Here is a 13,870-nt window from a genome sequence, read left to right on the forward strand (position 1 = left end):
AAATGCTATCAAAGGAGCGGCATCAAACCGCGACACGTCCAAAGCCTCGCCGACCTATGTCTCGTGCCGCAACTCTACAACGCCCGGCGCTGGGGGACGGACCTCGCTCCGTTCGCACGCCTTATCGAGATCGAGCAACGATGCCTCGCTCTCCCCGCATTTGCCGACGCGCGCCCCGAGGCGCAGCCTGACGCCAGTTGAAAGGAAACCCCATGACCAAACTACTCCGCTCTTGGGTCGAAAGCGCGAATTCCGCGACCACGCAGTTCCCGCTCAACAACTTGCCTTATGGCGTGTTCTCGCATGACGGCGGAAAGCCGACCTGCGGCGTCGCCATTGGGGATCAGGTCCTCAACGTTGCCGCTATGGAAACAGACGGCGTCCTTTCCTTCGAGGGAACGCTTAGCACCGGAAGCTGGAACGCCTTCATGGCTCTGGGCAAGACGGCGTGGAGCGATCTGCGCGCGACGCTGACCAAGCTTCTCTCAGAAGGCGCCGATCAAGGCATCGCCAAATACCTCGTCCCGGCTTCTGACGTGACGATGCATATGCCCTTCACGGTGACAGAATACACCGACTTCTACGCTGGAAAGCACCACGCCTTCAACGTCGGCACCATGTTCCGCGGTCCCGAGAACGCCCTGCCCCCGAACTGGCTGCATATCCCGATCGGCTACAACGGTCGCGCCTCCTCGGTCGTCCTTTCCGGTACGCCTGTTGTCCGACCCAACGGTCAGCTGAAAGGTCCCGACGACACAGCCCCGCGCTTTGGCCCGTCACAGCGGTTCGACATCGAACTCGAAATGGGCGCCATCGTTGGCCAGCCGTCGAACGGCCCGATCTCGGTCTCGGAAGCCTTCGATAATATCTTCGGTTTTGTGCTCTTGAATGACTGGTCGGCCCGCGACATCCAGGCTTGGGAATACCAGCCGCTCGGACCCTTCCAGGCCAAGGCAACTGCGACCACGATCAGCCCCTGGATCGTCACCGCTGCCGCACTCGAGCCGTTCCGGACCTCGACGCCCGAGCGTGAAAAGCCGCTCTTGCCTTACCTTCAAGAACCCGCGCCCATGCTCTACGATATCGCGCTTGAAGTCGGCCTCGCACCAGAAGGCAAAGGCGAGACCATTATCACCCGCACCAATTACAGCGAGATGTATTACTCCGCTGCGCAGCAACTTGCGCATCACACCTCTTGTGGCTGTCCGATGCGGGTGGGCGATCTACTGGGCTCGGGCACGATTTCCGGCCCGACCAAGGAAAGACGAGGTTCGCTTCTGGAATTGAGCTGGGGCGGCAAAGAGCCGTTCACTCTCGACACCGGCGAGACGCGCAGCTTTATCGCGGATGGCGATACCCTGACCCTTCGTGGGCAGGCGAAGGGCGACGGCTATCTGGTCGGCTTTGGCGACTGCGTCGGACAAATTCTGCCCGCGCGCGCCCTCCCCGCGTAATCCTAAGGCGCCAGCGCCGCTGGAGCCATTTCAATCCGATTTGTCCCTGACGACGAGGTCACAATGAAAAAGATTTATGGCTCCGCCGAGGAGGCCCTGCATGGCATCCTTAACGACGGAATGCTCATTGCCGCAGGCGGTTTCGGCTTGTGCGGTATTCCCGAACTCCTGATCGACGCAATCGTCAAGAGCGGCGTCAAAGACCTCACCGTCGCCTCGAACAATGCGGGCGTTGACAACTTCGGTCTCGGCAAGCTGCTCGCCACGCGCCAGATCAAGAAGATGATGTCGTCCTATGTGGGCGAGAACGCCGAGTTCATGCGCCAGTATCTCTCGGGCGAACTCGAGCTGGAGTTCAACCCCCAAGGCACCCTCGCCGAGCGGATGCGTGCGGGCGGTTGCGGCATTCCCGGTTTCTACACCCAGACCGGCGTCGGCACTCAGATTGCCGAGGGCAAAGAGGTGAAAGTCTTCAACGGCAAGGAATACATCCTCGAAGAGGGTATCTTCGCCGACATCTCCATCGTCAAAGCCTGGAAGGCCGACGAGACCGGCAACGCGATCTTCCGCAAGACCGCCCGCAACTTCAACCCGCCCGCCGCGACGTGCGGCAAGATCTGCATCATAGAAGTCGAAGAGATCGTGCCTGTTGGTTCGCTCGACCCCGACGCCATCCACCTGCCCGGCATCTATGTGCACCGCCTGATCCAAGGCGAGCACGAGAAGCGCATCGAACAGCGCACCACGCGCAAGAAGGAGTCTGCATAATGGCTTGGGATCGGAACCAGATGGCCGCACGGGCCGCGCTCGAGCTCGAAGACGGCACCTATGTGAACCTCGGCATCGGCATCCCTACGCTGGTCTCGAACTTCATCCCCGAGGGCGTGTCGGTGACGTTGCAGTCCGAGAACGGCATGCTCGGCATGGGCCCCTTCCCCTACGAGGGCGAAGAGGACCCCGACCTGATCAACGCGGGCAAGCAGACGATCACCGAGCTGCCGAACACGGTCTATTTCGACAGCGCGCAGTCCTTCGGCATGATCCGCGGCGGCAAGATCGCCATGGCGATCCTTGGTGCGATGGAAGTGGCCGAGAACGGCGATCTGGCGAACTGGATGATCCTCGGCAAGCTCGTCAAAGGCATGGGCGGCGCGATGGACCTCGTGGCGGGCGTCGGCCGTGTCGTCGTGGTGATGGACCACACCAACAAGCACGGCGAGTCCAAGGTGCTGAAATCCTGCACCCTGCCCATCACCGGCAAGGGCGTCGTGGACCGCATCATCACCAACCTCGGCGTCATCGACGTGACCCACAAGGGCCTGCACATCGTCGAATGCGCCGAAGGCGTGACCCGAGAAGAGATCATCGCAGCAACTGAGGCGACGATCGTTTAATCGGCAATTCACTCTCTGAAACGGCAAGAGCCGCCCGACTAAAATCGGGCGGCTCTTTTGTATTGGTTGCGTTAAGACTTGGACCCGGCGGCCAGCGAAATCGCCTCTTGGAGGTATGTCAGAATGCCGACCTGGTTCGCGAAGATCAGATCCAGTCCTGCATTCATGTCGCTGGCTTCCTGTTCGGACATGTCGCGCTGCGCATCAGTCAACACTTCGTAGAACTTGTCGGGGTTCCGGATATTCGTAGGTATTGAGCATCTTAGACCTCACCCAGCTCTTTTTCGTGGAGCCATGCGGCCTGACGTGGGGCGCGTTTCGTCTTGGACCACTCTTCAAGCATCTCGTCTTTTACTAGGGCTGCTTTGGCTGCTTTCGCAGCTGCACCCGGATCGTCACAAGCAAGTTCGATGCGGTGACCGTTCGGGTCAAAGAAATAGATTGAGTAGAACAGCGAGTGATCGGTCACGCCGAGCACTTCAACACCGTTTGTTTCGAGGTGCTCTTTGTAGGCAACGAGGGTGTCACGATCTTTGACCTTAAGGGCGAGGTGCTGAACCCAGATCGGCGTATTCTCGTCGCGGCCCATCTCCGGCTTGGTCGGCAGTTCGAAGAACGCCAAGACGTTGCCTGCGCCCGCATCAAGGAAGATGTGCATATAGGGATCGGGTTCATGCGTGGACGGCACGTGGTTCTCGGCGAAGGCGAGCGTGTAGTCCATGTTCAGATTTTTCTTATACCACTCGACCGTTTCTTTTGCGTCTTTGCAGCGATAGGCGACGTGGTGGATTTTCTGGATCTTGAGCGCGGGTGCCGACATGGTTTTCCTCCCCGAAAGTCGTTGCATTTGCAACTAATATCATAGGAATCTACACTGGGATTTGACTCAGATCAAACTCGTTGCATTCGCAACCAAAAAACGCATCCCAATTTCCTGGGATGCATCGATATTGATTGGAGCCAAAAGGGCTTGCCTACATCGTGGTTGTTGGCAGCCAAAGTACGAGCATGGGAAATGCGACCAACAGCGCCAGGCGAAGAACATCGGCGAGGATAAATGGGAATATGCCCCGTACGACGGTGCTCATGGGGAGGTCCTTTGCCGAGGCCTTCACCACGAATAGGTTCATTCCAATTGGCGGCGTGATCAAACCGATCTCGGCGACAGTGACGACGATTATGCCAAACCAGATCAGATTGAAGTCAAGATCAATCACGACGGGCGTTAGAAGCGGCACCGTCAGAAGAACCATAGACATCGAATCCATGAAGCACCCAAGAACGATATAGAAAAGCAAGATCAGGAACATCACCTGCATTGGTCCAAGCCCAGAGGCACGGATCTGTTCAATCAAAAGCTGCGGCAACCCGGTATTTTCGAGAAAGAAATTGAACAGGGCCGCGCCGATTAGGATGAAAAAGATCATTCCCGTAAGACCTGCACTTTCAAATACCGATAGCAAAAGCGTACGCCGGTTCAACCCTCCTGCGGCCCAAGCAAGAAGAAAGGCACCCACAGCACCGACGGCGGCCGCCTCTGTGGGCGAAAACCAACCCAGATAAATGCCGCCTATGACGATCGAGAAAAGCAGCACGACCTGCCAAACGTCTCTGAGGTGCGCCAATCGCTGCGCCCAAGTGCTTTTCTTCGTTCCCGGTCCGGTGTCCGGACGCAGCCGCACGGTGATCATGATGGCACCCGCGTAAAGCAAAGCCCCGAGAATGCCAGGGATCAAGGCACCGATGAACAACTGCCCGATTGAACTCTGCGTCAACAGACCATAGACAACCAAAAGAACCGACGGAGGGATCAGCACCCCCAAAGTCCCGCCAGCCGCGACGGTCGCGGTCGACAGAGATTGTGCATACCCATGTCGATCCATTTCCGGCAAAGCGACCCGGCCAATGGTCGCAACCGTCGCTAGCGACGAGCCGCATATCGCCCCAAAGAAAGCACAGGCACCCACTGTAGTGATGGCAAGCCCGCCTCGACGGTGACCGATGAACGCGTTGATCACATTGAATAGGGCGCGCGAAAGACCGGCATGGGACGCGAAGACGCCCATCATGACGAACAGTGGGATGACCGAAAAAGAGTAAGGGAAGATCGCATCGAATGGGCCGGACCCCAGCACATAAGCGGTTCCGATCCAGCCGTTAAGATAGAAATACCCGAGCGCGCCGACCATCCCCATTGCGATGCCAACGGGTGCCCCTATTGCAATCAGCAAGAGCGCCGCAGCAAAGCCCACGAGGCCGAGAACAGGACTATCCATGCGCTTTTCCTCTACCCGAAGACATGACGTGAAGGACGATCCCCAGCAAAGAGCCCGCAAGCCCGATAAGCAAAGGATACCAATACCATGCGATAGGAATTCCCAGCTGTTGCGACGTGTCTCCGAACATGGTCCGCTGTTGGAAGGTGACAAAGCCCTGCCACAGCATCACACCGATCAAGGCCAGCGCCAACAGACCCGTGATCACCCGCAATGCCCCAGCAAAACGACGCGGCATGATTGCAAGCAGGAAGTCCACGCTGACATGGGCTCCGGCGCGGAATGCGTAGGGCATGACAAGCCATGCCCCCGAAACGACGAAAAGCTGAACCAGGTCAACGACACCTTCGATGGGAAACCCGACACGTCGCCCCAGGATGTCCGCAACAGTAACCAATGCGGCTGCGCCGTAGGCTGCCACGCCGACCATCGCCAGCCCCGAAAGCATCCTGTCCGCGCTTTTTTCAAGTATGTTCACTTGGCTCCTCCTTTCGTGATCGCGGCCCGACAGAACGGGCCGCGATCCGTTACATAGGCCAGGCGTTAGTTTCCGGCCTTGGCCGCCTCGAGTTTGGCAATACGGGCCTGCATTTCGGCATAGATCTCACGGGCGTTGTCGACGCCCTGCGCCTCGACCGCAGCAAGATAGGCAGCCATCATCGGCTCTAGCGCAGTGCGCCACGCTTCGCGCTCGTCTTCGTCCAGAACGGTGATGGTATGGCCAGCGTCGATCGCTTCCTGACGGCCAGGCGCATCCCATTCCGACCAGGCGGTCCCAACCTTTTTCACAAGAACATCGCCGGAATACTTGTCGATGCAGCCTTGCGCCGTTTCACTCAGGTTGTCATAGGACTGCTGGTTCATCACAAAAAAGAAGGATACGGTGTAAGCACCCAAATCGAGGTGGTAATTGAGAACCTCGTTCAGACCAAAGCTCTTGACCGGATCCCACGGGAAAACTGTGCCGTCAATCACACCGCGTTGCAGGCTTTCGTAAACCTCACCCGGAGGAAGCCCCTGAGGGTCGGCTCCCAACGTCGAGAGCATTTCCGAAACCGCCGGGCTCGGGGTGCGAATTCGCAATCCCTTGAGATCGTCCATCGTCTCGACCAGCTGCGCGTTCGTATGTATCAATCCACCGTTGTGCGCATGCAGGGCCAGAACTTTGAGCCCTTTGTATTCCTCTGCCAGATACTCCGGCAGCATGTCCCAGAGAACCTGACTGGCCACGGCCCCATCTGCGGTAAGGAACGGCATATCGATCAGAGAGGTGCGCGGAAAGCGCCCCCGAGGAATGCCGTGCAGTCCGTGCGCAATATCCACAACGCCCGCAATCACTTGCTCTTGCTGGCGTGCGACGTTGCCAAGTTGCGAACCTGCCGGGAAGATCTCGAACTTCACCTCACCGGCGGTGCATTTGGTCACTGCTTCGGTCCACGGCACGATCATGTCAGTGTGGATCCCGTGAACCGCGGGAAGATAATGGCTCAGCTTCAGCGTCACCTCCGCCTGCGCACTCGTGGCAAGAAATGATGACCCCAGAACAATGGCCCGGAGAATGGATTTCGTCTTCGACATGCTATACCTCCCTGATGTCGTGAACGGGTTGATCTTGATGAATTTAAAGAGAAAGTCGGAGCCGTCCGCCGGCCTTGGCGCGGGAACAGCAGGTCATGACGCGTTTGTTTTCTTCGCGCTCCGAGCGGGTCAGAACGACATCCCGATGGTCGATGTTTCCCTCAACCACAGCGACTTCGCAGGACCCACAAAGGCCTTCGCGGCAATCCGAGGCCACGTCGATCCCCGCCGATTGAAGCGCGTCTAGCAGCGTCGTGTCTGGGGCCACGGTCACCGTCAGGCCAGAATCGACAAGTTCGACCTCGAACGCCTGTTCGTTTTCGGGATCGAGGGTCGCAGACGTCGCGCTGAAGTGCTCGAAATGGAATGATCCATCCGGCAATTTTGCCGTCACGTCTTCAAGGGCGGCCAGCAGACCAGCTGGACCGCAGGCATAAATCTGACCACCTTCGGGAAGCGCATCGGCAAACCCGGCAAGATCCATGAACTTGCCAGTGTCATCCGTATAAAGCGTCAGGGCATCCCCGTGATCCCATGCCAGGCGATCCCGGAACGCCATGCTCGCCGACGACCGGCCCGCATAATGCACCTCGTAGCTCTTGCCCAATGCCTTGAGACGATCGGCCATTGCCAAAATCGGCGTAATCCCGATCCCGCCTGCGACCAGGGTGTAATGAGCGGCATTTTCGTCGAGACGAAACAGGTTGTGAGGTCCCCGCATTCGGATTTCTTGTCCAACACGCAAGGTCTCATGAATGTGTTTCGAACCACCGCGCCCGTTTTCCTCTCGAAGGATCGCGACTTGAAGGCACTGCTCTTCAGGTTTGCCACACAGCGAATATTTTCGGTCGTAGTCGCCGACGACCAGCTCGACATGCGCCCCAGGCGTCCAGGCGGGCAAAGGACGTCCCTTCGCATCTTCGAGCGATATTCCAAGGATGCCAGAGGCCTCTTCCCGCAGTTCACGGACCCGAACCTTGCGCGCGACATCGCGTTTCGCCGGAGCGCCGATTGGAAAATCAACCCTCGTGCGGGTCTCTTCGGGTGATCCCCGTTCCGGGTTTTTCGCGGGATCCCATTCCACCAACAATTGGTCCGGTCCACGGAACGATGTGTTCGGCAGATAGGAGAACTCTTGCTCTGCCAGCCTTAGATGCGGCAAGCGGCGCGTCATTTCCTCAAGGAAAATCCGCATCTCCATACGGCCGATATTTTTACCCATGCATTGGTGGGCACCATATCCAAAGGTCAGATGATCGACCGCATTGTCGCGATAGATGTCAAACCGGCTGCCGTCGACGAAATGCGCTTCGTCCTGGTTCCCAGAGGCCTGCACAATAAGCAACTTGGCCCCTTCTGGCAGATCCACCCCACCCAGGCGGGTCGCGGCAGTGGTCTGCCGGCGCCATGCCACAACGGACCCCGCATACCGCAGACATTCCTCTACTGCGTTCGGGATAAGCGACGGATCTGCGCAAATGTCGTCCCAAGCGTCGCGATGGCTCAAAAGGGTCTTGAACATATTCGTCGACCCAAGCGACGTCGTTTCGTGGGCCGCCACGATGATCGCCATCATCATGGAGTGGACGTAGCTGTCCGTAACAACGTCCGGCCGTTCTTGGTTCATGCGGATGGTGTGGTGCATCCAACCCGTGCCGTCGGGTTGAGCGCGCATCTTGTCAATCACCTCACCGGCATATTGCCAGAACTGACCAACCTCGTGCGCGACATCGATTTGTTTCTGATCGGAGGGCCGTCCCCAAGTATTCACCGCATGAGCAAGCGAGAAAGTGCGCAGCGTTTCAATCTCGTCTTCCGGCACACCCAAAAAGTGGAGCGCGACCAGAAGGGGCACCTCGTATAGCATTTCCGCGACCAGATCTGCCCGCCCTTTGTTGATGAATTGATCCATCTTTTCGCGGGTCAAACGGCGCACCATGTCTTGATGCGCTTCGAGGTTCTTCGGCAGGAAATGGTCCATAAGCGCACGGCGCCGTTCCATATGGGCCGGCTCGTCCTCATTCACCATGGTCCGGTTCATGGCATAGCCGTAGCTGTTAAGAACCTCTTGCGCTTCCGGGGTCGCGGGCGTGATCTTTTCAAGCACGTTCCGAGGCGAAAACAATATGTTATCGCGGAAAACCGCTTTGATGTCGTCATAACGGCTGACCACCCAATATCCCAAATCAGGTGCATAGAAGACCGGGAGCTGCTCACGGGACCACCGCAGTGCTTCTGCCGGGTCGGTCAGATAGCTGCCACCGAAAGCGTCAAAATCTTCGGCCTGCTTGAGAACGTCATGCGAAACAGGACAGGCCCCGGCGCTTGCGGGACACCCGCGTGCCTCATCTGTCTGAATGGTGCCATCCGTCATCGTCAGATCTCCTCGGTTCCTCACTTTTTCGTTTCATATGTTACGATTCTTGACTCGACAAGAACTTTTATCGGTCTAATATGTACGATAATCGGACATAATTTTGACATATCCGATAAAACTGCGCGTTTTCAGGGAGTAGAGCCTGCGACATGTCTGAAGAAAAAAAGTCGACATCCACGCTTCAAACGCTGGATCGGGGCCTGAAAGCGCTGGCGCTGATCGCTCAATCCACTGAGGGAATCAAAATTGCCAAGCTGGCGGATCTGCTTGGCGTGCACCGGCCGATTGCCTATCGGATCGTTGCAACCTTAGAGGAAAACGGTTTGGTTCGACGGCTTGCCGAAGGACAGATCGCCTTGGCGGCCGGGGCCTATTTGTTGGGCGCCCGCTCCGCTGACCACGTGCGCGGGCTCGCGACCCCCCTGCTTGAGAAACTTGCCAATGCCACAGGCGCAACGGCGTTTCTGTCGATGGCCCAAGGGGAAGAATGTGTGGTCGCTTTGACAGCCGAGCCGCAGAATTCAAACATGAACATTCACTACCGCATCGGCTCTCGCCACCCGCTGTCCAAGGGTGCCGCCGGGATTGCAATCCTTGCTGGTCGCGAGGCAACTGACGAGGATACCGACGCGGTCATAGCCTGTAGACAAACAGGGGTCAGCGTCACACGCGGCGAGTTGCATCGCGGCGCCGTCGGCGTTTCTAGCCCAGTCGATCTCCCGTCGACGGGATTCTCGGGGTTTGAATTTTCAATCGGCGTCGTGGCCCTCGAAGAACTGGACATAGACACGGCGAGCCGGCATGTCTTAACGGCTGCGATTGATCTGGCCTGGGCGTTTAAGTGAAAAGCCCCCCAGTACCCCTAGCAGATTGTCTCAAAATATGGTTACAACTTCAAACCATTACCGAAAAGACGTGCATTTAGGTCCAAGGCTAGACAATCGCCCCTCGACATCGACTTGGAAAGACTTGCTCATTGGGATTAACCTCTTGCTCTACTCCCTGAAAACTGGACCGTTCGAAGCTGGAGTTTTCGGCTAATCTTTCCTGGCTGGAAGAGGAGCGGAAACGCATGCAGGCATCGAAGTTCACGGAGGCGCAGAAGGCGTTCATCCTGAAGCTGGGCGAGCAGGGCACGCCGGTGGCGGAGATCTGCCGCAAGGCGGGCATTTGCCAGGCGACCGACTTCAACTGGAAGAAAAAATATAGCGGGCTTTTGCCGGACGAGATGCGTCGGCTTAAGGCGCCCGAAGATGAGAACACGCGGCTGAAGAAGATCGTAGCCGACCTGACGCTGGACCGGGAGATGCTGCAGGACGTCATTCTCCGAAAGCTCTGAAGCCTCGGCGTCTGCGAGAGATCGTGACCGGGATGTGCGTCGTGCGTATTCCGGGGCATCCGGTCGCCTGTTCCGACGACATCCGGTCAGCGATTCCGGGGTATCCGGTCACTTTGAGGTGACACCGCTGAGCGTTGGTTTTTGATCCCATTTGGGACCGGGTTGGTCAAGGCTGGCGATCCTCCCGATCTTTGGGTTGGGCGGCGTCCTTGGTCTTGCGCAGGGAGGGACCGTCGAGGGGAAGGCGGCAGCTATTGTGGATCAGCCGATCGAGGATGGCGTCGGCAAAGGTTGGTTCGTCGATGACATCGTGCCAGGTGTCGACAGGGAGCTGACTGGTAATGATCGTTGACCCAGATTGATATCGATCTTCGACGATCTCCATCAGGTCGCGACGCTGTCCTGAGGTGAGACGGTCGGGGCCCCAGTCATCCAAGATGAGCAGATCGGCCTTCACGATTTGGCGGAACAGGCGTGGGAAACGGCCGTCGCCATAGGCAAGTTCGAGATCGGCAAAGAGCCGCGGCACGCGGTGATAGAGGACCGATTTGCCGTCCCGGCAAGCCTTTTGACCAAGGGCGCAGGCGAGCCAAGTCTTGCCGACACCGCAAGGGCCGGTGATGAGCAAGTTCTGGTGGGCGTCGATCCAGCGACCGGCGGCGAGCTGTTGGAACAGAGCTTTGTCGAGTTTGCGCGGCGTGCGGAAGTCCACGTCTTCAATGCTGGCTCCGACGTGGCGTAGCTTGGCGGTTCGCATCCGGCTCAGGAACTTCTTGGTGGACCGGCTGGCGGCCTCACGGTCGATCAGCAAGCCCAGCCATTCGGCATGGCTGAGATCGCCGGTATCGTCGCGGGCCTGCAGTTCGGCAAATGCGTCGGCCATGCCGTCGAGCTTGAGCTCGCGGAGTTGGCCGTGGGTTGGATGGTCGAGCATGTTGGTCCTTTCTCAGTGGAAATAATCGGCGCCCCGGATATTGGGATGGGTGATCGCCGGCCCCTCGGGGCGCGTGTCGGGCCGCTTGCGATGCAATTTGTTCTGAAGGATGGATTTGACCGAGCTGTAGGAGGCGGCGCCGATCTCGAGCGCGCGCAGGCAGGCCGCTTCGACCGCTTCATAGCCCTCGGAGCTGGCCAAGGTGACGATGCCAAGACAGGCGCGGAACCCCTGCTCGGGATGGGGTTTGGTTGTCAGGATCAGGTCGACGAGGGTCGCGGTATTGGGCCCGATCCTGGCCGCCTTGCGTTTGATCCGGGCGGGGGTCCAACCTTCGTAGCGCTGATGCGCATCCGGCATGTGGTCGGAAACGGTGGTGTGCTTGCGGTTCCCCGAAGTCCGCCGATGCGACGCAACCCGTTCACCCTCATGGAAAATCTCCACCGTGCGGGCGGTCAGCCTGGCCCAGAGCTTCTTCTTCAGCAGCCGGTGGGGCACCGAGTAGTAATGCTTCTCGATCTCGACATGGTAGTCGATGCCAACCTTGCGCTCGAGCCATTCCGCGTACTCGTACCGGGCGATCGGCAATGGCCTCAGCACCGGCCGGTCGAGCGCTTCGAACAGCTCCCGGCGGCTGGCGCCCAGGTGCCGGGTCACCTTGCCGTTCAGCGTCTCCAGCATCTCACGGATCGCGGCATTCGCCTCGGCGAGCGACGCGAATTGCCGGTTGCGCAGGGCGGCCACGATCCACCTCTGGGCCAATTGAACGCCGACCTCGACCTTTGCCTTGTCGCGCGGCTTGTAGGGCCGCGCCGGAAGCACGACGGTGCCGTAGGCGGTGCGCGTGTCGCCCGCGAGCTGGACCGGATCGCTGAGTTGCGTGGCTATCCCTGCATGGTGGTCTCGGACAACGTCCTATGTCGGGAAATGCTGGCTGCTTAGGTCAGCAGGTCGTGTGGCATCCGGCTTTCCGGATACCCTGATAAGGTTGCCCAGACGGGCTCTGCCGTCAAGAAATGATCTCATCCATAGCAAACACAGGGTACGCGCAATTGCGGCCCTTACCGTCCTTAATACGAGATCCCAAATCCCAAGCAGAAGGCCCGAACATTATCTACGAGGTCAGAGAACTGCCTCCACGGCACTGGTCAGAGAGAGGTCCTTCCGCCTGGGCTCACCCCCTCGAAGAAGGGGCGATAGGGTTCGCCGTGATTGACTACGGCATGTACGGTGCGCGCCATCTTCGCCGCGATCGCGGTGTAGGCCTTGCGGCGCAGATGAGCGTTGTGTCGGTCCTTCGAGATGTAGCGTTCGAACTTGTCCCGGAAGCTGTTGGTCCGCTTGAGAACGGCGGTCTGGCCGGCCATCCAGAGCGTGCGGCGCAGCCGGGCATTGCCATACTTGGAGATCCGGCTTTGACCGCGGAACATGCCGGACTGGACCGTCGCGAGGTCCATTCCGCAGAACTTCAGGAACTGGCGGTGATGCCGGAAACGGCGCAGGTCTCCGGCCTCGGCCAGGATGGTCATGGCGTTGATCGGACCGATGCCGGGGATGGTTGTCAGCAGCTGATAGTCCGGCAGATCCGAGAGCAACTCGACCGCGCGGGCCTCGATCTCGTTGCGCTGGCGGACAAGGCTTCTGCCTTCGGCAAGGACCAGGCGGAACATGCGGACGGCATCGGAATCCGGTTCGACGGGCAAACCGACGGAGTCCACTGCCGTGGCATAAATATCTGAAAGCAGACGCTCCTTTGAGACCTTCTTGCCCACCACCTGCCAAGCATCAGCGATGAAGGCGTCTCGGCTCATGGCCGTGATCATCGTCGGTGTCGGATACTTCTCGAGGAACGCCAGGAACCAGCCGGTCCGAGAACTTCGATGAAACCGTTCGGCCTCTGGGAAGTAGAGCGGCAGGTAATGCGTCAGGATGCGGTGCCAGAGCTCAGTCTTCGAACGCGAGACGATCTCGTGCGTCTTCGACAACTCCTGGATGTCGGCTGTCCCGACGACCAGTGGGTCATGGAAGAACTGCACGGCGCCGATCTCCAGCATGTGCAAGATGACCTGGGCGTCCTTCGGGTCATTCTTGTCCCAACTGTTGTGCAGGGCCTCGCGTGTCCGGGCGAGGCCGACGGAGGAAATAAGCTTGAGGTCGAACCCGGCCTGTCCGAGATGATGCGCCAGCGGCCTGTGATAGTTGCCGGTCGCCTCGAACCCGATTCGAACCGGCAGGTCGTAACCGACCAGCGCCGCGGACAAACGATGGAAGTCTTCCAAAGTGTTCATGATCGTCATACGGCGACGACGTTTCTTGCCGGGGACCCCAATCAAGACCTCGTGGCGATGCTTGGAAATGTCGATGGCGACCAGGACGGTCGAATCGATAGAATAGGTAGCGGTCATAGCCGGTCTCCTCAGCGGTGTGGTTCTGCAAAACCACTGTTGAGACCTGAGACCCGGTTATGGCCACCCGCTGCGCTATGTGGAGGCTGCGCGCGCGGCCATAACCTGTCGGC

General features: G+C 58.8%; 13 protein-coding genes and 2 pseudogenes. 6 read left to right on the plus strand and 9 right to left on the minus strand.

The window, feature by feature from the left end:
* The 4 genes and pseudogenes from A8B82_RS24430 to A8B82_RS01250 form a co-directional block, all read left to right on the plus strand.
* Positions 1–201: pseudogene (locus A8B82_RS24430) on the plus strand (hypothetical protein); the annotation flags it as partial.
* A gap of 11 nt (positions 202–212) precedes the next feature.
* Positions 213–1,454 carry a fumarylacetoacetase gene (gene fahA / locus A8B82_RS01240; RefSeq protein WP_067287330.1) on the plus strand — a complete coding sequence of 414 codons (1,242 nt, stop codon included), beginning with the start codon at positions 213–215 and terminating at the stop codon, positions 1,452–1,454.
* Between the two features lie 63 nt (positions 1,455–1,517).
* Positions 1,518–2,222, plus strand: a complete 705-nt coding sequence (locus A8B82_RS01245; protein ID WP_067287333.1) for a CoA transferase subunit A — start codon at positions 1,518–1,520, stop codon at positions 2,220–2,222.
* Positions 2,222–2,848, plus strand: a complete 627-nt coding sequence (locus A8B82_RS01250; RefSeq protein ID WP_067287336.1) for a 3-oxoacid CoA-transferase subunit B — start codon at positions 2,222–2,224, stop codon at positions 2,846–2,848. The genes A8B82_RS01245 and A8B82_RS01250 overlap by 1 nt, the downstream gene beginning before the upstream one ends.
* 71 nt (positions 2,849–2,919) lie before the next feature.
* On the opposite strand, the gene A8B82_RS23400 is transcribed toward A8B82_RS01250, so the two are convergent.
* From A8B82_RS23400 to A8B82_RS01275, 6 genes are all read right to left on the minus strand, one after another.
* Entirely contained in the window at positions 2,920–3,102 is a 183-nt protein-coding gene (locus tag A8B82_RS23400) for a DUF2783 domain-containing protein (RefSeq protein WP_082899081.1), read from the minus strand.
* Between the two features lie 8 nt (positions 3,103–3,110).
* Positions 3,111–3,668: a VOC family protein gene (locus A8B82_RS01255; protein ID WP_067287338.1), complete on the minus strand. Its 558-nt coding sequence runs from the start codon at positions 3,666–3,668 to the stop codon at positions 3,111–3,113.
* A 154-nt stretch (positions 3,669–3,822) separates the two neighbouring features.
* Positions 3,823–5,124, minus strand: coding sequence for a TRAP transporter large permease (locus tag A8B82_RS01260; RefSeq protein WP_067287341.1), 1,302 nt, complete (start codon positions 5,122–5,124; stop codon positions 3,823–3,825).
* A complete protein-coding gene (locus A8B82_RS01265) occupies positions 5,117–5,602 on the minus strand; it encodes a TRAP transporter small permease (protein WP_201120719.1) in 486 nt (161 codons plus the stop codon). The genes A8B82_RS01260 and A8B82_RS01265 overlap by 8 nt, the downstream gene beginning before the upstream one ends.
* Before the next feature lie 65 nt (positions 5,603–5,667).
* A complete protein-coding gene (locus A8B82_RS01270) occupies positions 5,668–6,702 on the minus strand; it encodes a TRAP transporter substrate-binding protein (protein ID WP_067287344.1) in 1,035 nt (344 codons plus the stop codon).
* A gap of 43 nt (positions 6,703–6,745) precedes the next feature.
* Positions 6,746–9,076: a cytochrome P450/oxidoreductase gene (locus tag A8B82_RS01275; protein WP_067287347.1), complete on the minus strand. Its 2,331-nt coding sequence runs from the start codon at positions 9,074–9,076 to the stop codon at positions 6,746–6,748.
* 152 nt (positions 9,077–9,228) lie between these two features.
* Between A8B82_RS01275 and A8B82_RS01280 the strand changes: the two genes are divergently transcribed.
* Positions 9,229–9,924, plus strand: coding sequence for an IclR family transcriptional regulator (locus A8B82_RS01280; protein WP_067287350.1), 696 nt, complete (start codon positions 9,229–9,231; stop codon positions 9,922–9,924).
* A 227-nt stretch (positions 9,925–10,151) separates the two neighbouring features.
* Positions 10,152–10,453 (plus strand): annotated as a pseudogene (locus A8B82_RS01285) (transposase); the annotation flags it as partial.
* A 131-nt stretch (positions 10,454–10,584) separates the two neighbouring features.
* On the opposite strand, the gene istB reads toward A8B82_RS01285, so the two are convergent.
* The 3 genes from istB to A8B82_RS01300 form a co-directional block, all read right to left on the minus strand.
* Positions 10,585–11,352: an IS21-like element helper ATPase IstB gene (gene istB / locus A8B82_RS01290; protein ID WP_067287355.1), complete on the minus strand. Its 768-nt coding sequence runs from the start codon at positions 11,350–11,352 to the stop codon at positions 10,585–10,587.
* Between the two features lie 12 nt (positions 11,353–11,364).
* Complete coding sequence (locus A8B82_RS01295; RefSeq protein WP_201120720.1) at positions 11,365–12,174, minus strand: transposase; 810 nt, start codon at positions 12,172–12,174, stop codon at positions 11,365–11,367.
* A gap of 326 nt (positions 12,175–12,500) precedes the next feature.
* Positions 12,501–13,757 carry an IS110 family transposase gene (locus A8B82_RS01300; protein WP_067287357.1) on the minus strand — a complete coding sequence of 419 codons (1,257 nt, stop codon included), beginning with the start codon at positions 13,755–13,757 and terminating at the stop codon, positions 12,501–12,503.
* Between the last annotated feature and the right edge of the window lie 113 nt (positions 13,758–13,870).

The sequence above is a fragment of the Sulfitobacter sp. EhC04 genome (assembly GCF_001650875.1).
Taxonomy (GTDB): domain Bacteria; phylum Pseudomonadota; class Alphaproteobacteria; order Rhodobacterales; family Rhodobacteraceae; genus Sulfitobacter.